This window comes from Dactylosporangium fulvum, from assembly GCF_025137375.1.
Taxonomy (GTDB): domain Bacteria; phylum Actinomycetota; class Actinomycetes; order Mycobacteriales; family Micromonosporaceae; genus Dactylosporangium; species Dactylosporangium fulvum.
In genome coordinates, this window is the sequence record NZ_CP073720.1 from 1102688 (window position 1) to 1125619 (window position 22932).

Annotated in this window: 21 protein-coding genes; 13 read left to right on the forward strand and 8 right to left on the reverse strand. The window is 71.5% G+C overall.

Features of this window, described 5'->3' with window-relative positions:
* Positions 1-936, reverse strand: a complete 936-nt coding sequence (deoC, locus tag Dfulv_RS05145) for a deoxyribose-phosphate aldolase (protein WP_259861456.1) — start codon at positions 934-936, stop codon at positions 1-3.
* Between the two features lie 96 nt (positions 937-1032).
* Here deoC and upp point away from each other — a divergent pair, with 96 nt between their 5' ends.
* Together upp and Dfulv_RS05155 are read left to right on the forward strand one after the other, a co-directional pair.
* Entirely contained in the window at positions 1033-1665 is a 633-nt protein-coding gene (upp, locus tag Dfulv_RS05150) for a uracil phosphoribosyltransferase (RefSeq protein WP_259861457.1), read from the forward strand.
* Positions 1666-1755: 90 nt separating this feature from the next.
* Positions 1756-2940, forward strand: coding sequence for a glycoside hydrolase family 26 protein (locus tag Dfulv_RS05155; protein ID WP_259861458.1), 1185 nt, complete (start codon positions 1756-1758; stop codon positions 2938-2940).
* A gap of 3 nt (positions 2941-2943) precedes the next feature.
* On the opposite strand, the gene Dfulv_RS05160 is transcribed toward Dfulv_RS05155, so the two are convergent.
* Complete coding sequence (locus tag Dfulv_RS05160) at positions 2944-4566, reverse strand: phospho-sugar mutase (protein WP_259861459.1); 1623 nt, start codon at positions 4564-4566, stop codon at positions 2944-2946.
* A 54-nt stretch (positions 4567-4620) separates the two neighbouring features.
* Positions 4621-6342, reverse strand: a complete 1722-nt coding sequence (locus Dfulv_RS05165; RefSeq protein WP_406567995.1) for a protein kinase domain-containing protein — start codon at positions 6340-6342, stop codon at positions 4621-4623.
* Between the two features lie 845 nt (positions 6343-7187).
* On the opposite strand from Dfulv_RS05165, the gene Dfulv_RS05170 reads away from it, so the two are divergent.
* Positions 7188-8474, forward strand: a complete 1287-nt coding sequence (locus Dfulv_RS05170; RefSeq protein ID WP_319805761.1) for an amidohydrolase — start codon at positions 7188-7190, stop codon at positions 8472-8474.
* 383 nt (positions 8475-8857) lie between these two features.
* Here the strand turns inward: Dfulv_RS05170 and Dfulv_RS05175 are convergent, their stop codons facing one another.
* Complete coding sequence (locus Dfulv_RS05175; protein ID WP_259861460.1) at positions 8858-10159, reverse strand: DUF4349 domain-containing protein; 1302 nt, start codon at positions 10157-10159, stop codon at positions 8858-8860.
* A 113-nt stretch (positions 10160-10272) separates the two neighbouring features.
* Here Dfulv_RS05175 and Dfulv_RS05180 point away from each other — a divergent pair, with 113 nt between their 5' ends.
* From Dfulv_RS05180 to Dfulv_RS05190, 3 genes are read left to right on the forward strand one after another with little or no spacing between them, the layout of a single operon-like run.
* Positions 10273-10905, forward strand: a complete 633-nt coding sequence (locus tag Dfulv_RS05180; protein ID WP_259861461.1) for an MBL fold metallo-hydrolase — start codon at positions 10273-10275, stop codon at positions 10903-10905.
* 24 nt (positions 10906-10929) lie between these two features.
* On the forward strand, positions 10930-11742 hold the full coding sequence (locus Dfulv_RS05185) for an Fpg/Nei family DNA glycosylase (RefSeq protein ID WP_259861462.1): 813 nt from the start codon (positions 10930-10932) through the stop codon (positions 11740-11742).
* The gene (locus tag Dfulv_RS05190) at positions 11743-12258 is read left to right on the forward strand and encodes a 2'-5' RNA ligase family protein (protein WP_259861463.1); all 516 of its coding nucleotides are present in this window, start codon (positions 11743-11745) and stop codon (positions 12256-12258) included. It abuts the gene before it with no gap.
* Positions 12259-12422: 164 nt separating this feature from the next.
* Here Dfulv_RS05190 and Dfulv_RS05195 read toward each other — a convergent pair whose 3' ends face one another.
* Positions 12423-13835, reverse strand: a complete 1413-nt coding sequence (locus Dfulv_RS05195) for an NAD(P)H-quinone dehydrogenase (protein ID WP_259861464.1) — start codon at positions 13833-13835, stop codon at positions 12423-12425.
* A gap of 143 nt (positions 13836-13978) precedes the next feature.
* Here Dfulv_RS05195 and Dfulv_RS05200 point away from each other — a divergent pair, with 143 nt between their 5' ends.
* Positions 13979-14434: a gamma-glutamylcyclotransferase family protein gene (locus Dfulv_RS05200; protein ID WP_259861465.1), complete on the forward strand. Its 456-nt coding sequence runs from the start codon at positions 13979-13981 to the stop codon at positions 14432-14434.
* Here Dfulv_RS05200 and Dfulv_RS05205 read toward each other — a convergent pair.
* The 3 genes from Dfulv_RS05205 to Dfulv_RS05215 all read right to left on the reverse strand — a co-directional run bounded on the left by Dfulv_RS05205 (position 14424) and on the right by Dfulv_RS05215 (position 17013).
* Positions 14424-15380, reverse strand: a complete 957-nt coding sequence (locus Dfulv_RS05205) for a GNAT family N-acetyltransferase (protein ID WP_259861466.1) — start codon at positions 15378-15380, stop codon at positions 14424-14426. The two genes, Dfulv_RS05200 and Dfulv_RS05205, sit on opposite strands and share 11 nt — an antisense overlap.
* Positions 15377-16126, reverse strand: a complete 750-nt coding sequence (locus Dfulv_RS05210; protein ID WP_259861467.1) for an SCO6745 family protein — start codon at positions 16124-16126, stop codon at positions 15377-15379. The genes Dfulv_RS05205 and Dfulv_RS05210 overlap by 4 nt, the downstream gene beginning before the upstream one ends.
* A gap of 71 nt (positions 16127-16197) precedes the next feature.
* Positions 16198-17013 (reverse strand): TolC family protein, encoded by an 816-nt coding sequence (locus Dfulv_RS05215; protein ID WP_259861468.1) that lies wholly within the window; start codon positions 17011-17013, stop codon positions 16198-16200.
* A 33-nt stretch (positions 17014-17046) separates the two neighbouring features.
* Between Dfulv_RS05215 and Dfulv_RS05220 the strand changes: the two genes are divergently transcribed.
* From Dfulv_RS05220 to Dfulv_RS05245, 6 genes are all read left to right on the forward strand, one after another.
* Complete coding sequence (locus Dfulv_RS05220) at positions 17047-17616, forward strand: 3'-5' exonuclease (RefSeq protein ID WP_259861469.1); 570 nt, start codon at positions 17047-17049, stop codon at positions 17614-17616.
* Positions 17617-17819: 203 nt separating this feature from the next.
* Positions 17820-19010, forward strand: coding sequence for a threonine--tRNA ligase (gene thrS / locus Dfulv_RS05225; RefSeq protein WP_259861470.1), 1191 nt, complete (start codon positions 17820-17822; stop codon positions 19008-19010).
* A gap of 33 nt (positions 19011-19043) precedes the next feature.
* The gene (locus Dfulv_RS05230) at positions 19044-19814 is read left to right on the forward strand and encodes a DUF3152 domain-containing protein (RefSeq protein WP_259861471.1); all 771 of its coding nucleotides are present in this window, start codon (positions 19044-19046) and stop codon (positions 19812-19814) included.
* 47 nt (positions 19815-19861) lie between these two features.
* Complete coding sequence (locus Dfulv_RS05235) at positions 19862-20362, forward strand: SigE family RNA polymerase sigma factor (RefSeq protein WP_259861472.1); 501 nt, start codon at positions 19862-19864, stop codon at positions 20360-20362.
* Positions 20359-21351, forward strand: coding sequence for a hypothetical protein (locus Dfulv_RS05240; protein ID WP_259861473.1), 993 nt, complete (start codon positions 20359-20361; stop codon positions 21349-21351). The genes Dfulv_RS05235 and Dfulv_RS05240 overlap by 4 nt, the downstream gene beginning before the upstream one ends.
* Positions 21352-22590: 1239 nt before the next feature.
* On the forward strand, positions 22591-22929 hold the full coding sequence (locus Dfulv_RS05245) for a YbjQ family protein (RefSeq protein WP_259861474.1): 339 nt from the start codon (positions 22591-22593) through the stop codon (positions 22927-22929).
* Positions 22930-22932 lie beyond the last annotated feature (3 nt).

The window sequence follows — 22932 nt, forward strand, 5'->3', positions numbered from 1 at the left end:
CTAGTCCAGGGTGAAGTAGTCGGGGCCGGAGTAGTGGCCGGTGGTCATCTTGGTGCGCTGCATCAGCAGGTCGTTGAGCAGGGTCGACGCGCCGAAGCGGAACCGGTCGGGATCGAGCCAGTCGGGGCCGGCCGTCTCGTTCACCAGTACCAGATATTTGATCGCGTCTTTTGCGGTGCGAATGCCGCCGGCGGGCTTGACGCCGATGATCCGGCCGGTCTGCTCCCGGAAGTCGCGGACGGCCTCCAGCATCACCAGCGTCACCGGCAGCGTCGCCGCGGGCTGCACCTTGCCGGTGGAGGTCTTGATGAAGTCGGCGCCGGCCAGCATCGCCAGCCACGACGCCCGGCGCACGTTGTCGAGCGTGGCCAGCTCGCCGGTCTCCAGGATGACCTTGAGGTGCGCGTCGCCGCACGCCTCCTTCACCGCGGCGATCTCGTCGTGGACCTCCGCATACCGACCGGCGAGGAACGCGCCACGGCTGATCACCATGTCGATCTCGTCGGCGCCGGCGGCGACCGCGGCGCGCGTGTCGGCCAGCTTGACGTCGAGCGGCGCCTGGCCGGACGGGAACGCGGTCGCGACGCTGGCCAGGTGCACCCCGGTGCCGCGGAGCGCCTCGGCGGCGACCGGGATCATCGCCGGGTAGACGCAGATGGCGGCGGCACTCGGGCAGGTGGCGTCGGCCGGGTCGGGCCGCACGGCCTTCGCGCACAGCGCGCGCACCTTGCCCGGGGTGTCCGAGCCCTCCAGCGTGGTCAGGTCGACCATGCGGATCGCGAGGTCGAGTGCCTGCGCCTTGGCGGTGGTCTTGATCGAACGGGTGCCGAGCATCGCGGCGCGTTGCTCCGCGCCGACCTGGTCGACACCCGGAAGGCCGTGCAGGAAGGTCCGCAGTGCGCCTTGTGAGCGCGCGACCTCGACGGTGAGGGTCATGACGCCGAGTTTAGGCCCTGCCCTGCCGCACCTGCCGGCCTGCGGCGGGGCCTCGGCTCGACAAGAGTGGCAGGGCAGGGCCTACGCTCTCACCCTGTGGACGTACTCGTGGTGGATCACCCCCTGGCCAAGTCGCGACTGACGGCGATGCGGGACGAACGCACCGACAACGCCGCCTTCCGGGCGGCGCTGCACGAACTCACCACGATGCTGGTGTACGAGGCGGCACGCTCGTTCGCGACCGAGCGGTTCCCGGTGCAGACCCCGGTCGCGACGACCGAGGGCACCCGGCTGGCCAACCCGCCCCTGCTGGTGCCCGTGCTGCGGGCCGGACTGGGCATGGCCGACTCGGCACTCGCGCTGTTGCCGGAGTCGTCGATGGGGTTCGTGGGGCTGGCCCGGGACGAGCATACGTTCGAGCCGCGTGCCTACATGGAGTCGCTGCCGCGTGACCTCGCCGGCATCCCGGTGCTCGTGCTCGACCCGATGCTCGCCACCGGCGGCTCGCTCGAGCACTGCGTGCGGCTGCTGGTCGACCGCGGCGCGACCGACATCACCGTGCTGTGCGTGCTCGCCGCACCCGCCGGCATCGAGCGGCTGGCCAACTCGGGCCTGCCGATGCGCCTGGTGACGGCGGCGATCGACGAGAAGCTCAACGAGCGCATGTTCATCGTTCCCGGCCTCGGCGACGCGGGCGACCGGCAGTTCGGCGGCATGCCCCGCTTCTGAAATCCCGCTTAAGAAGCGTCGCCGGATCGGGGGATTGCCGCTGCTCAGGGCTTGCCCGGCGAGCCGGGCGGCGGCCTACGGTGTCCGGCGATGAAGCACCGACGAGTCACCTTCCTGCGGTCCCATCCCGTGCTCGCCGTCGTCGCGGCCGTCATCGGGCTGGCCGGTTCGGGCGCCATCGCGTCGACAGCGTCGATGCGGGCCGAACCGCGGCGTCCGGACGTACCGGCGGCGCAAGAGATCGACAGTCGCCTCGGCGGTGGCGCCGGGCCGGCCGGGGCCGACGCGGTCCGTGCCGGTGGGGCGCCGTCGTCGCAGGCGGCACAGGCGTCACCCGCGGCCGGGAAGACGCGGCGCTGCACGGTCGGCGCGAAGCTCGTGCCGACCTGCGGGCTGCTCTGGGGCGTCGCGCCCGGCGCGTTCACCGACCTGTCGGCCTCCCAGGCGCTGGCCAACTTCGAGCGCACGACCGGCCGCCACGCCGACATCCTGCACTCGTACCACCGCGGCGACGAGGTGTTCCCGACCGCCGACGAGATCGCCGCGGTACGGCAGCCGAAGAAACGGATCCTCTTCGCGAACTGGAAGGTCGCCTGGGGCACCACCTGGGCCGACGTCGCCGCGGGCGGCCAGGATGCGCGCATCGACCGGGCCGCCGGGCGGCTGAAGGCGTTCCCCGGCACGCTGTTCCTCGCGCTGCACCACGAGCCGGAGAACGACGTGCGCAGCGGCGGCGGCATGACCGCCAAGGACTACGCCGCGATGTTCCGCCACACCGTCGAGCGGCTGCGCGCCCGGGGCGTGACGAACGTGGTCTTCGTGCTGGCCTACATGGCCTACGAGCCGTGGTGCGTCCAGCCCTGGTTCGAGGACCTCTACCCCGGTGACGACGTCGTCGACTGGATCGGCATGGACCCGTACCTCTACGCGAAACCGGGCGGCTACGGCTACGGCGACTTCTCGTACCTGGTCAACCGCACGTCGGACCCCGCGAAGTGGCCCGGGTTCTACAACTGGGTCACCCGGACCCACGGCGACAAGCCCCTGATGGTCGCGGAATGGGGCGTGTACGAGCACGCCGCCGACCCGGCGCAGAAGGCGTGGATCTTCTCGACGGTCGGCCGGCAACTCGCGCAGTTCCCGGCGATCAAGGCGCTGGTCTACTTCGACTCGCCGAACGCGCCGAAGGGCGATACCAGGCCGGACTCCTCCGAGCACGCGCTGACCGAGTTTCGCCGCCTGGCCGAGTCCACGGTGTTCTCCGTGACCCTTTAGCGCTTATCGCAGGCCCAGGGCGGCGGCGGTCTCCGTGCGCAGGGCGACGAGCGAGGCCGCCGCGGTCTCCCGCGCCTTGCGGATGTCGCCGCCGACGACCGGCTCCACGACCTCGAGATAGGCCTTGAGCTTCGGCTCGGTGCCCGACGGGCGGACCACCACACGGGTCGTCCCGGCGCGCAGGATCAGCACGTCGGACTCGGGGAGCCGGTCCTCGATGCTCGTCACCGGCTCGTCGAGCAGTGCCGTCGGCGGCCGCCGGCGGATGGTGTCCATCGCCCGTGCGATGTCGGCCAGGTCGTCGACGCGCACGGAGAGCTGGTCGGTGGCGTGCACGCCGTAGCGCTCGGCAAGCTCGTCGAGCCGGTCGGTGAGGGTCTTCAGCTCCGCCTTCAGCCCGGCCGCGAGCTCGCAGACGAGGAGGGCGGCGGTGATGCCGTCCTTGTCGCGGACGATGGACGGCGCCACGCAGTACCCGAGCGCCTCCTCGTAGCCGTAGACCAGGTCGTCACCGGCCCGCACGATCCACTTGAAGCCGGTGAGCGTCTCCCCGTAGGGCAGCCCGCGCTCGGCGCACATCCGCGACAGCAGGCTCGACGACACGATGGTGGTCGCGTAGCGCCCCTCCGTGCCGCGGCGCATCAGGTGATCGGCCAGCAGGACGCCGACCTCGTCACCGCGCAGCAGCCGCCAGCCGCCGCCGTCGGGGACCGCGACGGCGCAGCGGTCGGCGTCGGGGTCGTTGGCGATCGCGATGTCCGCGCCCGACTCCCGGGCCAGCGTGAGCAGCAGGTCGGTCGCCCCGGGCTCCTCCGGGTTGGGGAACGCGACGGTGGGGAAGTCGGCGTCGGGCTCGGCCTGCGCCGCCACGACAAACGGCGCCGGGTAGCCCGCGGCCTCGAGCGTCGTGACGAAGACGTCCCGGCCGACACCGTGCATCGGGGTGTACGCGACGAGGAGGTCACGTGGCACCGCCGCATCGACGACACCGATCGCGGCGTCGACGTACGCCTGCACGATCTCCTCGGTGAGCACCTGGCCGGGCGGCCCGAGCGGCACCTCGGCGAGTGGCCCGACGGCCCGGATCGCCTGCTCGATCTCCACGTCGGCCGGCGGGACGATCTGGGAGCCGTCGCCGAGATAGACCTTGTAGCCGTTGTCCTGCGGCGGGTTGTGGCTCGCGGTGACCATGACCCCCGCGGCAGCGCCGCGGCGCCGCACGGCGAACGCGAGCACCGGGGTGGGCAGCGGCCGGGGCAGCAGCAGCGCCTCGCGGCCGGCGCCGGTGGCGACGCGGGCGGTCTCCACGGCGAACGCGTGCGAGCCGTGCCGCGCGTCGTAGCCGACGACCAGCGGCCCCTCGACCCCGTTGTCGGCGAGCCAGCGCACCAGACCGGCCGCGGCGGCCCGCACGACGGCGAGGTTCATGCCGTTGGGCCCGGCGCGCAGCGGCCCGCGCAGCCCGGCGGTGCCGAAGCGCAGCGGACCGGCGAACCGGTCGGCGAGCTCGGCGCCGCCGTTGCCGTTGTCGAGCACGGCGCGCAGCTCCTCGCGCGTGGCCGGATCGGGGTCGTCGGCCAGCCAGGCCTCGGCTTCCGCACGCAGATCACGCTCCGTGGAGGTCATCTGCCTTTCTTAGCACGGCGTTTCCCCGGTCCGGCGCCCGGACGGTGAGCGTGCTCACTGACCCGCGGCCGGGCCGGTGAGCTTGAACGAGCGGACCATCTCGTTGAAGATCGCCTTGCTTTCGTCGAAGCGGGTGTCGGGCACGGTCACGTAGAAGTGGTACGCCTTGCCGTTGACCACGATCGCGTTCCACAGTGCGTGGCGCTTCTGGTCGCCCGAGCCGCAGGTGTACTCCAAGAGCGCCCCGTCGTGGCCGTCGAGCTTGCCGTCGCCCAGGCTGACCTGCTCATACGGGGTGGCGCAGCTCGGGGTGGACTTGAGCCGGTTCGCAGCGCCTTCCAGGAACGCCTTCGACGTGATGGAGGCCTTCTCGATGTTGACCCGGACGCGGCGGTTGACGTCGTCCGGGTCGGTGATGTCGAAATACGGCGCACTGGCGTTGCCGGCCTGCTTGCGGGTCCAGCCCTTCGGGACGTTGACCGTGATGCCGCCCGGGTGGCTGAACGACTCCACCTCGAACGGCGGCTTGGCCGGCCCGCTCGACGCCGGGCCGACCGGCTGCTGGCCCTGCGACGTGGAGTCGGCACCGGAGAACAGCCCGGACGCCGCGCCGACGCCGAGGAGCAGCACGACCGCGACACCGGCGGCCACCGCGATCTTCGCCCACTTCGGCGCCCGCTTGGCCCGCTCGACGAGCTGGGTCGCCACGTTGCCGGGCGGCGGGGGAGGTGGCGGCGCCTGGGTCCAGTCGGTGCCCAGGGTGTCGGCCGAGAAGCGACTGGCGTCGGTCCGCTCGAGCTCGACCTCATGGGCCGAGCCGGCCACCGGCGCCGGCGCCGAGTGCATGCGGCGCAGCGCACCGCTGACCGTCTCACCCGGGCCGATCATCGCCCGGCCGCCGATCTGGCCGGTCGGTGCCGGCTGCTGCGGGGTCACCACGGTCGGCTGCTGCGCCGGGCGGACCACCGCATACGGGTCGGTCATGTGCGCCGGCGCGTTGCTGGCCAGCGGGCCGGCGAGCAGGTCACGCAGGACGGCGCGGGCGGTCTCGACGTCCCACCGGCGGGCGGGATCCTTCTCGAGCAGCCCGTAGAGCACGCCTGCGAGCGGACCGGCCCGCATGGCCTGCGCCGGAGGCTCTTCGACGACGGCCCGCATGGTCTCGAACGGATCCCGCTTGTCGAACGGCGGACGCCCCTCGACGGCGGTGTAGAGCGTCACGCCCAGCGAGAAGAGATCGCTCGGCGGGCCGAACTTGGCGCCGATGGCCCGCTCGGGCGAGATGAAGTGCGGCGAGCCGAGCACCATGCCGGGCGTGGTGAGCTCGCTGTCGGTGGGCATCCGGGCCACGCCGAAGTCGGTGAGCACGCAGCGGCCGTCGCCGCAGATCAGCACGTTGGCCGGCTTGACGTCGCGGTGCAGCACCCCGGCGGAGTGGGCCACCTCGAGCGCGCCGAGCAGCGCGATGCCGATCTTGGCCACCGCACGGGCGGCCAGCGGGCCGTCCTCCACGATCATCTCGGCCAGGCTGCGGGCCTGCAGGAGCTCCATGACGATCCACGGCCGTCCGGCCTCGGTCACCACGTCGTAGACCTGGACGACCGCGGGGTGCGAGAGTGCCGCCGCCGCCCGGGCTTCGCGCAGCGTCCGCTGATACATCGAGTCGCGGTCGCTCGGGGCCATGTTGGGCGGCAGGATCACCTCCTTGACGGCGACGTCGCGGCGCAGCAGCGTGTCGCTGGCCCGCCAGACGGTGCCCATGCCGCCGTGTCCGATGGCGGTGCGCAGCGCATAGCGTCCACCGATCACGACACCCGGGGCCGCGCGCTGGCCCGGCACGGGTGGCGCGATCGAACCCGGCTCGCGAGGTTCCCGGGCGGTTGTGTTGTTGGGAGTGTCGGAACCGCGCGCAGGATCACGCCCGGCTCCGGCGGAGGCCAGAGCACCGGTGGATGGCAGGGGCTCGCCGTGCCATGTCGGGAGCTGAGTCACAGGCAGTAAACCGTCATGGGAGGGGGAGGTTGACTTCTCGCCCCACTATCTTGCGTGGTCTTGCGCGCTGACGAAAGGTGGGGTCACCTCCTTCACCGTACCGTGACTCTGCTACAGCCCATAGTGCTGATCTTGTAGCGGTCCGAACCTTCGCAGGATTGAATCCGTTCATTCGGGGAACCGAAACGGTGGGATGCAGCGTCTACGCAGGTGACGGAAACGCGTTCGGAACATCCGGACCCTAGTTTTCTGGATTTCACCGCGGCACCGCCGATTGACGGACGTACGGTGCGGTATGAGGCCCCGGCTTCGTGCCACCCTGCGACGTCTTTCGTCACTGTGCGTCGATCGTCGGCAACCGCGGCCACGGCGCCGCTGTGAAAGAGTATCGCGACACCACGTGACCGTGGCGCCTGTCACCCGTTGTAGGAGGTGAGGGGTACTTGTCCGGGGTCGAACCGGCACTCCCGACGGTGCCTGCGACTTTGCGCCTTCAAGGGGATAAAAGTGACGCTCAGCTATCCGAACATCACGAGAATGATGTTGCGCTCCGTCACGTTGGCCCAGTTAGTCTGTCCATGGCACGCATGGGGCGGGCCGCTCCATTAGACCGAAATAGAGAACTCACCGTGACGAGAGCGCTGACGCTGCCCGATCCTGCCGCTGCTGCGGCACGCTCGGTCAGCGAGTTGACGTCGTCCTGGCCCGAGACTCCACCTGGGGCCGATCCGTTGCCCGGTCAGCTCGACCGCTGGCTCGCCTCCCGCGGCGCCGAGCTCGTCGCGGTACGACGTCACATCCACGCGCATCCGGAGCTGTCCGGCCACGAGTTCGAGACCGCGGCGCTCGTCGCCCGCGAGCTCACCCGTGCCGGGCTGTCGCCACGCATGCTGCCCAAGGGCAATGGCGTGATGTGTGACATCGGCTACGGCGACCGGGTGATCGCGCTGCGCGCCGACCTCGACGCGCTGCCCCTGCCCGACACGAAGGACGTGCCCTACCGCTCGACCGTCGACAATGTCTGCCACGCGTGCGGTCACGACGTCCACACCACCGTCCTGCTCGGCGTCGGCCTCGCGCTGGCCCAGCTCGCCGAGCGCGACGAGCTGCCGGGCCGGGTGCGGCTGCTGTTCCAGCCGGCCGAGGAGACCATGCCGTCGGGTGCGCCCGAGGTCATCGCGGCCGGCGGCCTGAAGGACGTCGCCGGGATCTTCGCGTTGCACTGCGCGCCGCAGTTGCCGGTCGGCCTGGTCGGCGTCCGCTCCGGGCCGTTCACCGCGGCCGCGGACAAGATCGAGGTCCGGCTCACCGGCCGCGGCGGGCACACCGCCCGTCCGCACCTGACCGCCGACCTGGTCCACGCGCTCGGCCGCATCCTCGTGGACGTGCCGTCGCTGCTCGACCGCAAGCTTGACGCGCGGGCCGGGGTGTCGATGGTGTGGGGCGCGGTGCGGGCCGGCGAGGCCGCCAACGCGATCCCGATCGAGGGCGTCGCCCGGGGCACCATCCGCGTCCTGAGCCGCGACGCCTGGCGTGACGTGCCCGAGCTGGTCACCAAGCTGGTTCACGACGTCATCGCCCCGACCGGCGCCGACGTGGAGGTCAACTACACCCGCGGTGTCCCGCCCGTGGTCAACGACCGGCTCGCCACCGCGATCATCGCCGGTGCCGCCGGCGCGGCCCTCGGGCCGGACCGGATCGTCGAGGCCGAGATCAGCATGGGCGGCGAGGACTTCGCGTTCTACCTCGACGGCGTGCCCGGCTCGATGATCCGGCTCGGCGTCGGCGTGCCCGGCTCCGAGACCAAGTTCGACATCCACCAGTCGGCCTTCGACGTCGACGAGCGCTCGATCGGCTACGGCGTGCGGGTCATGGTCCACACCGCCCTGGCCGCGCTCAGCGCTGGAGCTTTCTAGGCAGACAAATAGACCGGCATCTGACAGTCCGGCATGCGTGGCCACAGAGTTGCGCGTGCACGGTGTCACCGGCTCGCCCACCGAGGACGTCCTCGGTGGGCCACTCCTGCGCAGGTCGCCGCCCGCGACCGCCTGCTGGAACACGTCGGCGCGGTGCTGGCCCGGCCCGGGACACAGGTTCCCGGACCGGGCCAGCACACCCCCCGTTGGGCCAACCTCTGGCGGAACACCGACCCCATCGGCGGACCGGTGGAGTCGCCGACCGCGAAGGACGTGCGGTTCGTCGACCCGCCGGGCTTTGACGTCCCGCCCGGCGACACGGTGTTTTCCGAAGGTTGACGGCCATTCCGGCTACCAGTCGCAGCCGGCGTTCGGCGCCGCGGTCAGCGGTCTTCCGCAGGACCTCTCGGATCCTTCCGGTCCGCAGGTTCCGCGTCAGTCGGCGGCTCCGCCGACCGAGCAGTTCCCGCAGCTTCCCGCCGGCCCTCAGCCGTAGGCTCGGACCCCCCTGCCTCGTCTGCTTCCGGCGCCGGGGGCGCCCCTGCCCCGGAAGTAGACGCTGAAACCGAAAGCGGCGATGAAACCGACGGCGGGGCGGAAACCGGGCCGGCGCCGGCCTGCGGCGGGACGGGAACCGGAGCGGAGACCGGGACGGCCGGGCCGCCGACGGGCGGTGGGACAGGGCCACCGGCGCCCGGCCGGCCACCCGGGAACGGCGGCGGGATTCGCCCGGGCGGCACCGGGGAACCCGTCGGCGGCACCGGGAAACCGGCCTGCGGCATCGCGGGACCGCCCGCACCGGCCAGCGCCGGGCGCTTCGGCCGGAACCGCCGCAGCAGCCAGATCAGCAGGTAGACCGGGACGCCCACGAGCACGAGCCAGGGCAGCAGCCAGCCGAGCACGGTCAGCGCGATCCGCAGCGAGGTGACGAACGCGGACCAGCCGTTTTCCAGGCCGACCCCGATGCCGAGGTCCTCCTTGTCGACGGCCGCCTCGGGACCGAGCAGCACCAGCGTGATCGTGGACAGCGCGGTCAGCCCGTCGAGCCTGCGCTTGCGGGCCTGCAACGACTCCAGGTCCGCCTCCCGCCGGGACAGTTCCGACTCCAGCGAGGTGATCTCGCTGATGGTCTGCGCCTTGGCCAGCAGCGCGCGGATGCGGTCGACACTCGCCTGGGCGGTCTGCAGCCGCGCCTCCACGTCGACCACCTGGTCGGTCACGTCCTGCGCGGTGATCTGCCGGCTCTCCTCGTTGCCGAGGGACTTCAGCTGGTCGAGCGTCGTGGTGAACTTCGCGGCGGGGACGCGTAACGTCAGCGTGCCCTGCGAGCGCCGGTCGTCGTGGCGGCGGTTGTCCCCGCCGACGAACCCACCCGCGCCGGTGGCGAACGCGATTGCCTGCGCGGCGGCGGCGTCGACGTCCTTCACCCGTACCTTCATCGTGCCCGCATAGATGATCGAGCGGTTCTCGATGTCCAGGTTGTCCGGTACCTTCGCCTGCGAGCCGGCGTCTTCCGCGGGCTTGTCCTGCTTCGGGCCGGCGCCTCCCTGCTGCGCGGGTGCCGCCGCGGGCGCCTCGCCGGAGGTGCCGGCGTTGTCGCCGCTGTCGGCACCGCACCCGCTCAGCGCCATCAGCATGGCGGCGCACGCCGCCGTGAGGAACAGTGTGGTGCGCCTGACTGACATGACGCCTCCTGGGTAGGGTCGATCGGGAGATCCGACTGCACCCTGGGACGCGGCCCGGTGCGGGTGCGGTTCCCGCCGCTTGTGTCACGGTTCTGCCACGAGGAGGTCACCGAATGCGCATCACCAAGTACACGCACGCCTGCCTGCGGCTCGAACACGGCGGCGGGGTCCTGGTGATCGATCCCGGCGTGTTCAGCGAGCCGGAGTCGCTCGACGGCGCCGACGCGGTGCTCATCACGCACGAGCACTTCGACCACATCGACATCGAGAAGCTGCGCGCCGCGGCGGCGAAGCAACCGGCCCTCACCGTCTACACCCACCCCGACGTCGAGGCCCAGCTGGTCGACCTCGACGCCGAGAAGTTCGCGGTCGCGCCCGGCGACACGTTTGTCGCGGCCGGCATGACCGTGCGGGCCCGCGGCGGGCAGCACGCGATCATCCACTCCGACATCCCGCAGATCGTCAACGTGGGATATCTGATCGAGAGCCCCGACGGGCCGATCTACCACCCGGGCGACTCGTTCTTCGTGCCGGAGGACGAGGTCGCCACGCTGTTCGTCCCGGTGTCGGCGCCGTGGCTGAAGCTGGCCGAGGCGATCGACTTCACGCGGGCGGTGCGGCCGGACCGCGCGTTCGCTCTGCACGACAGCCTGCTCGTGGAGGCCGGCCAGCAGATGGTCACCGGCCACATGACCCGCCTGTCCGGCACCCACTACACACGCCTCCAGCCCGGCGAGTCCGTCTGAGATCTTCGTCGGTACATTCCGTGCGTGCCCGAAGGTCATACGATCCACCGCCTCGCCGAGCGGCACCGCGAGATGTTCGCCGGCCGTGCCGTGCGGGTCAGCAGCCCGCAGGGCCGGTTCGCCGCCGGCGCGCGACGGATCGACGGCCGGGTCCTGGAGAGCACCGAGGCGCACGGCAAGCACCTGCTGCACCACTATGCCGGCGGCGACACGCTGCACATCCACCTGGGGCTCTACGGGAAGTTCACCGAAGGTGACGGGCCACCGCCGCAGGAGTGGGGCGAGATCCGGCTCCGGATGGTCAACAACGAGCACTGGCTGGACCTGCGCGGTCCGGCCGCGTGCGAGCTGCTCGATCCCGGCGAGGTCGCGGCGCTCCACGCCCGGCTCGGACCGGATCCGCTCGTGCCGGACAGCGACGGCGACAGCGCGTACCAAATCATCAGGAAGTCCGGGCGGACCCTCATGGGTCTGCTCATGGACCAGTCCGTTGTGGCCGGTGCCGGGCTCATCTACGTGACCGAGGCGCTGTTCCGGGCCGGGCTGCCGCCGACCATGACCGGCAAGAGTCTGTCCCACGCGCAGTGGCAGGAGATCTGGGACGACCTGCGGGCGCTGATGCGCACCGGCGTGGCCGTGGGACGCATCGACACCGTTCACAGTGCACACACGCCGGAGGCGATGGGGCGGCCGCCGCGGGTGGACCGGCACGGCGGCGAGGTGTACGTGTACCGGCGCACCGGCCAGCCCTGCCTGGTCTGCGGCACGCCCGTGCGCACGGCGGTGCTCAACGCGCGCAACGCGTACTGGTGCCCGGTCTGCCAGAAGGCGGCGTAGATGGTCGCCTCCGTCGAGCTGCACCTCGACGAGCGGGCCACCCGGCGGATCCGCGTGCTGTGGGACCTGCTGGAGGACATCGGCGTCCAGACGCTGCGCACGCCGCACAACGGCCGGCACCGCCCGCACGTGTCCCTGATCGCGGCGCGGGCACTGGACCCGGACCGGGTCGCGGAGGCGCTGACCGGGATCGAGGTCGCGGCGAAGCTGCGGCTCAACTTCCAGTTCGCCGGCGTCTTCGTCGGCCGGGTGGTGTTCCTCGGGCTGGCGCCGACCCCGGACCTCATGCACCACCAGTCGGTGGTCTGGCATCGGCTGGTGGTGCACGGGATCGAGAGCCTGCCGCTCTACAACCCCGGCGAGTGGGTGCCGCACTGCACCGTGTCGATGCGCGTGCCGCGCCCGATCCTCACCGACGGCCTGCGCCGCTGCCTGGAGGTGCTGCCGATCGAGGCGACGGTCACGCGGGCAGCGGTCGTCGACTACGCCCGCGACATCTACCGCGAGCTGCCCTAGGGCCTGTTTCGTACCTGAGGCCGGGCTGCGGCGGGCCCAGATTCCGCCTGGCGCCACCCCGCGAAAGCCCGGTTACAACACCGGTAGCCGGACTTCCGCGGGGCGACGCCAGACGAAATCTGGACTCCGCCTCGCTCCGACCCCAGGTACGAAACAGGCCCTAGTTACTCCTCTTCGTGCTGCATGAGCTGGCGGGCGGCCTCGGCGATCGAGCCGGAGATCGACGGGTAGATCGTGATGGTGTGGGCCAGCTGGTCGACGCTCAGGTGGTTCTCCACCGCCATCGCGATCGGCATGATCAGCTCGCTCGCCTTGGGCGCCACCACGACGCCGCCGACCACCAGGCCGGAGGCGGGCCGGCAGAAGATCTTCACGAAGCCGTCGTCCATCCCGGCCATCTTGGCCCGCGCGTTGCCGGTCAGCGGCAGCGTGACCGCCCGCGCCGGCACCTTGCCGCTGTTGATGTCGGACTGGGTGATGCCGACGCTCGCCAGCTCCGGGTCGGTGAAGACGTTGGCGGCGACGGTGCGGAGCTTGAGCGGCGCCACCGCCTCGCCGAGCGCGTGCCACATCGCGATGCGGCCCTGCATGGCCGCGACGCTGGCCAGCGGCAGCAGGCCGGTGCAGTCGCCGGCCGCGTAGATCCCGGGGACGTTGGTCCGCGAGACCCGGTCGACGGTCACGTAGCCGCCGGGCGCGACCTCAACGCCGTAGTCCTCCAGGCCGAGCGTGGACGTCTGCGGCACCGAACCCACGGCCATCAGCACGTGGGAGCCCTCGACCGTCCGCCCGTCGGCCAGCTCGACCACAACGCCGTCGGCGGTGCGGCGGGCGGCGGACGCGCGGCAGTTGTTGAGGATCGTCATGCCGCGGGTGCGGAAGACGCGCTCGATCGCCATCGCGGCGTCGGGGTCCTCGTGCGGCATGACGCGGTCGCGGCTGGAGACCAGGGTCACCTCGGTGCCCATGGCGAGGTAGGCGGACGCGAACTCGGCGCCGGTCACCCCGGATCCGACGACGATGAGGTGCTCGGGCAGCTTCGGCAGGTCGTAGACCTGGCGCCAGTCGAGGATGCGCTCGCCGTCGGGCACGGCGGTCGGCAGCACGCGCGGGGTCGCGCCGGTCGCGATCAGCACTGTCGAAGCGGCGATCACATACGGAGCGTCACCACCCGCAGGGGTCACCTGAACGGTGTGAGTGTGACCGAGCGTGTCCTCTCCGAGGCGCGCGGTGCCCGTGACGAACTCCACACCGGCCTTGACCAGTTTGGCATAGATGTCGCCGGACTGCGCCGCGGCGAGCCTTTTGACCCGCTGGTGCACCGCGGCGGCGTCGACCCGCACGTCAGGCCCGGGTGGGCCGATCACCCCGAACTCCTCCGTGTCGAGGTGCGCGGTGACGACGTCGGAACTCGCGATGAACGTCTTGGACGGAACGCAGTCGTGCAGGACGCAGGCGCCGCCTGCGCCTTCGGCCTCGATCACGGTGACCTCGGCGTCGAGCTGCGCGGCGACCAGCGCCGCCTCGTAGCCCGCCGGGCCCCCTCCGATGATCACGATCCGGCCCACGCTGCCCATCCCTCCTCGAGCTTCCCGGACCATTCTCCCACCCGCCGGCACGTCACCACCCGAACGGTGCACCCCGCGCCGACGAGTGGATTCGAATACGACACGCTCTGCAGTATTCTCTCGTACACCCGGTCGGGTCTATCGTCATCGCCGTGCGTCATTACGCCGCGTATGGCTCGAACCTTGACCCTGCCCGCATGCGGGCCTACTGTCCGTATTCGCCGATGACCGGCACGGGCTGGCTGGAAGGCTGGCGTCTCACCTTTGCCGGCGAGGACATCCTCGGCTGGGAGGGCTCGGTCACCACGATCGTCGAATCACCCGGCGATCGGGTCTTCGTCGCGCTCTACGACGTGCACCCCAACGACGAGAAGCAGCTCGACGAGGTCGAGGGGGCGCTCTCCGGCACGTACCAGAAGCTTCATCTGCGCGTCGCCACGCTCGACGGCGAGGACACCGCGTGGGTCTACGTCTTCAACGGCTACGAGGGCGGCCTGCCCACCGCGTGGTATCTCGCCGAGATCGCCAACGCCGCCGCGAAGGCCGGCGCCCCGGCGGACTACCTGGAGGAGCTGCGCTCCCGGCCGACCAAGACGGCTATGCCGTGACCTGCCGCTCGTACATGTCGGCGGCGAACGTCACGGTCATGCCCACCCGGGTGTAGAGGTCGTAGGCCCCGGTGGGGTTGGTCAGGTCGACACCCAGGCCGGCCGACGTGCGGCCCTTCGCCGCATACGCCGCGAAGGCCGTCCGCAGCAGTGCGCCGCCGACGCCGGCCTTGCGGTGCGGGCGGAGCACGGCCAGGTTCTTGACCCAGCCCTCGTTGTGCTCGACCGCCTGGTCGGCCGACTGGAGGACACCGACGACCTCGCCGTCCGCCAGGTGGACGAACCACTCGTCGAAGCTCACCGACGGCAGCCGGCGCAGCGCCTCACGCCAGTCGTCGTACGACGTCGGCTGGTAGTCGGGCGTGTCGGCGAACGCCGACTCGAGCACCTCGTGGAACCGCCGCATCTCGGCGTCGTCGCCGGCCAGCACGGGACGGATGTCGAGGCCCTCGGGCGCCTGCTCCTGCCCGGTCAGCACGCGGCGCATCCGGGCGTGCCGTTTCACGAACCGGAACCCCTTCTCCTGCAGTACGGCCACATAGGCGGTCTCGACGGCGAGTGTCCCCGCCCGGAGCGTCACCTCGGCGTGCCCGGCGTCGCGTGCCCGCTCGGCGACGCGTGGCAGCGCCAGGTCGAGCAGCGGGCCGTAGGCGGGCCACCCGCGCTCGGGTGTGCCGTAGACCTCGACGTTGTCGCGGGTGCCGCGCTGGGGGTTGTCGACGTACGCCCACGCGACCGCCTCGCCGGACGGGTCGAAGGCCAGCCACATGTCGACCGCGGGATCCTGGTTGGGCGCCGTGAGGGTCGTCACGATCTCGTCCTCCGACCAGTCGGGCTCGCCGAGCGCGGCGATGTCGCCGGCCCTGGTGATCGCCAGGATGGCGGGGACGTCGTGCAGCGAGCACCCACGGACGGTCCAGCCGGGCAGCCCCTGAAGCCCCGTCATGACGGCAATGCCTCCTTCACCGACGTCACCGCCGCGTCGAGCAGGTTGACGAGTTCGATCCGTTCGGCCGGGCCCAGCGCCCGGAACGCCTCACCGGCGATGCGGTCGGTCAGCGCCTCGGCCCAGCTGCGGCGGCGTACCAGTGGCTCATACGCGGGGTAGGGCGGCTGCCACCCGAACGCGGTCGCCCCCGCCTCACCCTCGGGCCCGGCGATGATGGCCTCCAGCGGGCTCAGGCCGCTGGCCCGGATCGCGAGCAGATGAGCTGCCCCGCGGTGCTCGCGCATGAGGTGGGCCAGCACCGCGGCCCGGGCACCCGGCGAGTCGTCGGGCAGCGGCATGGCCCGCCAGGCGGCGAACAGCGGCATGCCGGCCGTCTCGGCGCTCACCACGACCCGCTCGGCGAGCTCGACCAGCTTGGGCAGTGCGTAGAAACTCTCGAGGTGCTCACGCCCCCAGCGGCAGCACTCGTCGAGGTTGTCGGCGGCGATCTGCTCGGGTGGGGCGACCTTGCGTGCGGCGTCCCAGCCGTCCTGCACGGCCTCGGGCGCGATGAAGCCCAGCGCGGCCGCGACGGTGTCGGCGCGCACGTCACCGAGGGCGCCGCCCCGCCCGGCCACGTAGAAGGCCCAGCCGGTCAGCCCGATCTGGCGGGCCCGGCGCATGGTTTTGGGGTCGTCACTGAAAGCGCCGCCCAGGACCAGCACCGCCTGCTTCGCCGCCGCGGCCGCCTGCTCGGGAGTCACCGGGCCATTCTGCCCTCCCGTATGGATCACGGTGAAGCCACTCGTTCGTGGCACGCTGTAATTTATCAAGGTCAACGGGCGGGGGGACCAAGGTCGGACAGTGCGGCCTGGGCCAGCGCCACCCGCTTCTCTGCCAGCGCTATCGCCTTCGCCGCCGCCGCCACCTGCTTCTCGGCCTCCGATTTTGCCGTCTCGGCGTCCGACAGCTGTTGCAGCGCGGTCATCAGCTCGCGACGGGCCTGGCGGACCACCCGGGCGTGTTCCTCCTCGGCCTGGCGGCGCTCCTCCTCCTTGCGGCGGGCCTCGGCGCGGCGCTCACGCTCGTCGTCCGTCGGCGCCGACCGGATCTGGCGAACAGTGGCGGAAGCGGGAGCGGCGTCGCCGGAGCCGTGCACCAGCCGGAGCTGTGGACGCGGTGTCTCGCCGAAGCCGGTGTACTCCAGGGCCTTGGTGAGGCTTCCCTCCCGTACCGCCGCTGCCACCTCGGGATCCGCGAGCGCCGCCGCGAACGTGTTCTCCACCTCGGTCAACGGCAGGTTGCCCCGCCCCGGGCCGGCCAGTTTCGCGGCCTCCCGGGCCAGCGCGCCGACGGTCGCCCGGCGCCGGGTCGACAGCTCCCGCAGCTCGGCACCCCGCAGCTCGCGCTGGGCCGTGCGCAGCTCCTCGGCCAGCTCGAGCAGCTCCTCGACCAGGTCCGGCCGCTCGTGCGCCACGAGGTTGACCAGCCACGCGGCGACCGTCGGCTTGCGCAGCTTGGCGATCGCGGCGGCCAGCCGCGTGTCACGGGCCTTCCGCGCGCGGGCGACCTCCTCGGTGCGCAGCGCGACGAAGTCCTCCGGGGGCGCCGCGTACAGCCGGGCCACGACGGCGGCGAACGAATCGTCCACGACTCCGATCGTAGATTCACGTATGGTCACCGTGTGCGCGCCGACGTCTACTTCTCCCTGGATGTGGAAGCCGACGGCCCGATACCGGGGCCGTATTCGATGGTGAGCGTCGGGCTCGCGGTCGCCGGGCGCTTCGACGGCACGTTCACCGCCGCCGACCCGGCCGCCGACACCTTCTACCGCGAGCTGCGCCCGATCAGCGACGACTTCGTGCCGGAGGCGCTGGCCGTGTCCGGGCTCGACCGGGAGACGCTGCTGCGCGACGGCGCCGACCCGGCCACGGCGATGGCCGAGCTGACCGCCTGGGTCTCCCGCACGGCGGGCGCCGACCGGCCGGTGATCGTGGCGTATCCGGCCGTCTTCGACTGGATGTTCCTCTACTGGTACCTGCTGAGGTTCACCGGCGAGAGCATCTTCGGCCACTCCGGCTGCCTGGACATGAAGACGTTCTACGCCGTGCGCGCCGGCGTGCCGATCGGCGCCGCCGTCAAGGGGCGGATGCCCAAGCACCTGCTGTCGAAGCGCCGGCACACGCACCACGCCCTGGACGACGCGATCGAGCAGGCCGAGCTCTTCGCCAACCTGATGGCCTGGAAACCGTAGCGCCGCCGGCGCTGCGCCGCGCTATTCTCGACGCGTGAGTCGTAGCGCACGGTCCACCTTCATGGTGACGACGACGCCGGGCCTTCCCCGGCGGCGCTGACGCATTTCGTTTCAGCTCGTGCTCCGGGGCGCTGCGCTCCGGAGCTTTTTATGCCTGCCGTCGCGCGCTCCCCGAGGTACGACATCCTCTGGAGGAGCTTTTTATGCAGGACCATCGAAAACTCGGCCGGGAACTCGGGCTTTTCCACTCCGACCCGCTCGTCGGCGCAGGGCTGCCGTTGTGGCTGCCGGCGGGAGCCGCGGCCCGGCGCGCCGTCGAGGACTACGTGCACGGACTGGAGCGCCGCCACGGCTACCAGCACGTGTATTCACCGCCGCTGGCCAAGGTGGAGATGTACGAGCGGTCGGGCCATCTGCCGCATTTCGGCGACGACATGTTCCCGCCGATGGCGGTCAGCGAGCACGACGTGTTCGTGATGCGGCCGAGCCTGTGCCCGCACCACGCGGCGGTGTTCAACGCGCGCGGGCGGTCGTATCGGGAACTGCCGCTGCGGATCGGGGAGATCGGGGGCATGTACCGTGCCGAGCGCTCCGGTGTGCTGGGCGGGCTCTCGCGCGTACGCGCCATCTCGCTCAATGACGGGCACGTCTTCTGCGCCCCGGAACAGGTGCTCGACGAGGTGGTCGCCGCGCTGCGGCTGATGCGGGTCGCGCACGCGGCGCTGGGTTTCGTGCCGTCGTCGTACCGGCTGTCGTTGCGCGGCGACGGCGACAAGTACGTGGACGATCCGCCGATGTGGTCGCGTGCGACCGCCGTGCTGCGCGACGCGCTCGCGGCGGCCGGAGTGTCCTATGTGGAGGTTCCCGGCGAGGCGGCCTTCTACGGCCCGAAGATCGACGTGCAGCTCGTCGACCACGCCGGACGCGAGGGCACCCTGGCGACCGTCCAGGTGGACCACTTCCAGCCTGCCCGGTTTGATCTGTCCTATGTGGACGCCTCCGGCGAGCGGCGGCGTCCGGTCATGGTGCACCGCAGCGCCGTGGGCAGCATGGAGCGGCTGTTCGCCCACCTCATCGAGGTGCACGACGGGGCGTTCCCGGCCTGGTACGCACCCGTGCAGGTCGCGGTCCTCCCGGTCGGGGACGTGTCGAGCCGGTCCTTCGCCGACCGGTGCCGTGCCCTGGATCTGCGGATCGAGGAGTCGTACGGCGGAAGCCTCGGCGCGCGGATCCGCGCGGCCCGGAAGGTGCCGTTCGTGGCCGTGATCGGTGCGCAGGAGGCCGCCGACGGGACCGTCTCGCTGCGGTACCGCGGATCCGGCGCGGTGCGGGTGCTGCCGGTCGCCGAGGCGCTGTCGGTGCTGGCCGCCGAATGCCGTCCACCGCTGGACTAAATACTTCGGTGCGGTGGGGGCGTCAGTACGGGTGTGAAGATCGTTCGGATCGGTGGTGTGGTGCTGGTGCTGCTGCTGGCGGCCTGCTCCACATCACCGTCCTTCTCCTCGTCCCCGCCGACCGCCGCCTCCTCCTCTTCGCCGGCTCCCGTCTCCTCCATGCCGGCTCCCGTCCCCTCCGTGGAGGTGTCCTCGGCTCCGCCGGAGATCCGGTACCCGGCGGCCGGCAGCGGGCGGTTCGACTTCCTGGCCACGGCCGGGCCGGTCGCCGGTGCCTCCGGCCGGCTGCTGGCCTACCGGGTCGGCGTCGAGTCGGACATCACCGGCGTCTCCGCGGCGGAGTTCGGCGCCGCGGTCGCCGAGATCTTCGCCGACCCGCGCGGCTGGACCGGCACCGGGCAGTGGCGGCTGCGCCGTGCCGGTGCGGGGGAGCGATACGACTTCACGATCTACCTAGCCACCCCGGCGACCCGCGACGAGCTGTGCGACAACGGCTACGACCGGTACACCTCCTGCCGCAACGGCAACGGCGTCATCGTCAACGTGGCACGCTGGGCGCGCGGCGTGCCCGACTTCGGCGGTGACCTGACGGCCTACCGGCAGTACGTCGTCAACCACGAGACCGGCCACCGGCTGGGCCGTGGGCACGAGCTCTGCCCCGGGCCGGGCCGCCCCGCGCCGGTGATGCAGCAGCAGACGCTGGGCATGCACGGCTGCCTGCCGAATCCCTGGCCGATCGTCGACGGCCGGCCCTACAACGGGCGCTCCGGGCAGTACGACGATCCGACTCCCAAGGACCCATAAACGCCGGGGCCACGTGGGCTCGTCTACCCGGGTGGAGGGGGTTGTGCATGCACATCGACTTCGCGGAGTTCGTGGTCAGCCGCACGGCCGCGCTGCTGCGTTTCGGCTATCTGCTCACCGGCGATCGCCACCTTGCCGAGGACCTGACGCAGGAGGCGCTGGTCAAGGCACACCGGCGGTGGGGCGGCATCGTCGGTGACGCCGGCCCGGAGCCGTACGTGCGGCAGGCCATCCTCCGGCAGTTCCTGTCGTGGCGGCGCCGCCGCTCGTTCACCGAACGGCCGATCGCCGAGCCGCCCGACGTCCCGCTGGCCGGCGACCTCTCCGACCGCCTGGCCGACGCCGACGAGATGTGGTCGCTGCTCCGCACGCTGCCGCGGTCGCAGCGTGCCGTGATCGTCCTGCGGTACTACGAAGATCTCCCCGACGCCGAGATCGCGCGGCTGCTCGGCTGCTCGCCTGCCACGGTGCGGGTCCATGCGTTCCATGCGTTGCAACGACTCCGGGCGGCGCTCACGCCCGTTCGACTGCCGGGAGGGCAGACATGAACCACGACGTCGAAGAGCGCCTGCGCGACGTGCTGCAGCGCCACGCCGACGACGCGCCGGCGGGCCTGGCCATGCTCGCGGCGGTCGAGACCGAGTCGACCCGCCGCCGGCGCCGCCGCCTGGTGGTCGCGTCCACGGCCGCGGCGATCCTCGTCGCCGCCGTGCCCTTCACGCGGGCACGGGACGCGACCCCGTCCGCGGTGAGCGCCCCGCCGCAGACCCAGCAGACGCTGGTCGACTCGACCGTGCCGGCCACCGTCACGTTCCCGTTCACCCCGCCGACGAGCGACGGCTACAGCGACCCGACGGTCTGGCGGGCGGCCGGCCTCCCGACGCTGCGCCAGCAGCTCGACGGCGGGGACGGCGCCATGGCCACGCTGACCGTGAGCCCGACGAGGCCGCAGCTGCCGCCGGGAACGACGGCGACGTCCGGCCCGGCGACGGTCCGCGGCCACGCGGGAACGCTGATCGACTGGACCTGGGACGATGTCAACGCCGGACCACAGCGGTCACTGGTGTGGCAGGAGGACGCGTCCACCTGGGTGGAGCTGCGCACCGAGCCGAGGGCCGTGGCGCCGGACCGCCTGCTGGCCTACGCCGAGGCGCTGCGCGCCGACCCGCTGGCCGCGCCGGCACCGTTCACGTTCACGCTGATGCCGGCCGGCTACACGGTCGACAACATCACACCGGGTGTCGTGACATTCTGCCCACCGGGTGTCCCCGCCGGCCACGCCTTCACGGACAAGATCGCCGTCATGCTGGATGCCGTCGAGGCCGGTTCCCCGCCGTCGGGGACGGCGGTCCGCGTGGGTTCGCGCTCCGGAAGCCTGGTGAAGACCGCGGAGGCCACGACGCTCCAGGTACGGCTGGACAACGGCCGGTCGCTGGTGATCCAGTCCGGAGGCGCGGCAACCTTGAGCGACGCGGACCTGTTCCGCTTCGCTGCGGGCATCACGCCGACGTCGGCAGCAGAGCCAGGCCGCGGCTGACCCAGCCCGGACCCAGCCCGGACCCAGCCCGGATCCAGCCCGGACCCAGCCCGGATCCAGCCCGGACCCAGCCCGGATCCAGCCCGGATCCAGCCCGGACCCAGCCCGGACCCAGCCCGGACCCAGCTGACGTGGTCCGGCGTGGTCCGGCGTGGTCCGGCGTGGTCCGGTTGGCTCGGTTGGCTCGGTTGGCTCGGCTGGTCCGGCTGGCGCGGTCTGGCTTGGTCCGGCGGGCTCGGTCCGGCGGGCTCGGCCGACCGGGCTTCGGCGCGCCGGCTAGTCAGTCTTGATCGTTGGAAGGACCTGGCTGCCCCGGCAAGTGACCCTGGCCGTGGGCTTCGACCAAGACCGACGTTCTTGGTCGCGTCCGCCACGGCGGCGACCGACGTCGACCGCTGCGCCCCTACAGGGGAATCAGCACACGTGATCGCGAACTTGCCGCAATCATGGCCAAGCGCCGGGACGAAGCGCGCGGGACCGAGCGGCCAGTTTCATGATCGCGGAGCGTTTGTGCACCCCTGGAGCCTGTCGCGTAATTCGGATCCCTCGCGCGTCAACCCCGACAACCGCGCCGATCTTGGAGTTGTGGTCCTTGACAAACCCGGACAAATTCGGAGGTTCATGGCGCCACAACTCCAAGATCGGCGCGTAGTTGGGCCGCCAACGCCGTCCCAGCGAATTACGCAACAGGCTCCAGGGGTGCACCAACGCTCCGCGATCATGAAGCGGTGGCCGAACCGCCCGACCGCGCCCAGCCGCGGCACTCGCGATTGCGGTCGCGGCGGAGCCGGGACTGTCACGAGTCCCGCGGAGCCTCCGCGATCATGAGCGATGGGTTGTCGTCGTCGGTTCCGGCCGGTTTGTGGCCGTGATCGCGATCCGTTCGCGATCATGGGTGCGGCGGTTGAGTCTGGCCGGGGTGGTGTGGCTGCGGTTCGTAGATCGAGGGAAACTTCGGGCTGCCTGGACAGCCAGATGTTTCAGATGATCAAGGAACCCGGGTCGGGCCAAGCGCGGAGCGCGGCCGGCCCCGCACCGCGGGGCCACGGACGCCGCGGCCCGGCTCTGCGGCCCGGCACCGCTCGACACGAGTTCCAGCCGCGGACCGCCATTCAAGTCGCCCTTCCGGCCTGCGTCAGGACGGGAAAACGGGGCATCCATTCTCCAGCACTGGACGAAGAATCGGGTGGTTCCGCCTAGATCCACACGTAGCCGTACATATATGCATACAGTTTATTCGTGCTGGTTGTTACCACTGAAGGGCTCCCCGGATACGAGATCACCACGGTGCTCGGCGAGGTACTGGGCGTGGTGGCGACCTCGCGCAACCCGTTCGCGGCCGGCATCCGGTCCACCGAAGGCGGCCCCGGGGCGGACATGTCGCAGTTCCTCGTGCAGACGCGGTCTCGCGCCGTCGGGCAGATGGTCGCGGCGGCCGAGCACCGTGGTGCCAACGCCATCGTCGGCATGCGGTTCGACCACCGGGACGTCACCAACACATGGGTGGAACTGTGTGCATACGGCACCGCGGTGGTCGCCGTCGCCCTGAACGTGCGGACCGGCGCCCACGCGGCCTGATGC

Bases quoted from the DNA above. Each gene is read 5' to 3' on its own strand.
- deoC (WP_259861456.1), bottom strand. From the start codon at position 936: ATGACCCTCACCGTCGAGGTCGCGCGCTCACAAGGCGCACTGCGGACC.
- Dfulv_RS05155 (WP_259861458.1), top strand. From the start codon at position 1,756: ATGAAGCACCGACGAGTCACCTTCCTGCGGTCCCATCCCGTGCTCGCC.
- Dfulv_RS05160 (WP_259861459.1), bottom strand. From the start codon at position 4,566: ATGACCTCCACGGAGCGTGATCTGCGTGCGGAAGCCGAGGCCTGGCTG.
- Dfulv_RS05175 (WP_259861460.1), bottom strand. From the start codon at position 10,159: ATGTCAGTCAGGCGCACCACACTGTTCCTCACGGCGGCGTGCGCCGCC.
- Dfulv_RS05180 (WP_259861461.1), top strand. From the start codon at position 10,273: ATGCGCATCACCAAGTACACGCACGCCTGCCTGCGGCTCGAACACGGC.
- Dfulv_RS05190 (WP_259861463.1), top strand. From the start codon at position 11,743: ATGGTCGCCTCCGTCGAGCTGCACCTCGACGAGCGGGCCACCCGGCGG.
- Dfulv_RS05195 (WP_259861464.1), bottom strand. From the start codon at position 13,835: ATGGGCAGCGTGGGCCGGATCGTGATCATCGGAGGGGGCCCGGCGGGC.
- Dfulv_RS05205 (WP_259861466.1), bottom strand. From the start codon at position 15,380: ATGACGGGGCTTCAGGGGCTGCCCGGCTGGACCGTCCGTGGGTGCTCG.
- thrS (WP_259861470.1), top strand. From the start codon at position 17,820: ATGCAGGACCATCGAAAACTCGGCCGGGAACTCGGGCTTTTCCACTCC.
- Dfulv_RS05235 (WP_259861472.1), top strand. From the start codon at position 19,862: ATGCACATCGACTTCGCGGAGTTCGTGGTCAGCCGCACGGCCGCGCTG.
- Dfulv_RS05240 (WP_259861473.1), top strand. From the start codon at position 20,359: ATGAACCACGACGTCGAAGAGCGCCTGCGCGACGTGCTGCAGCGCCAC.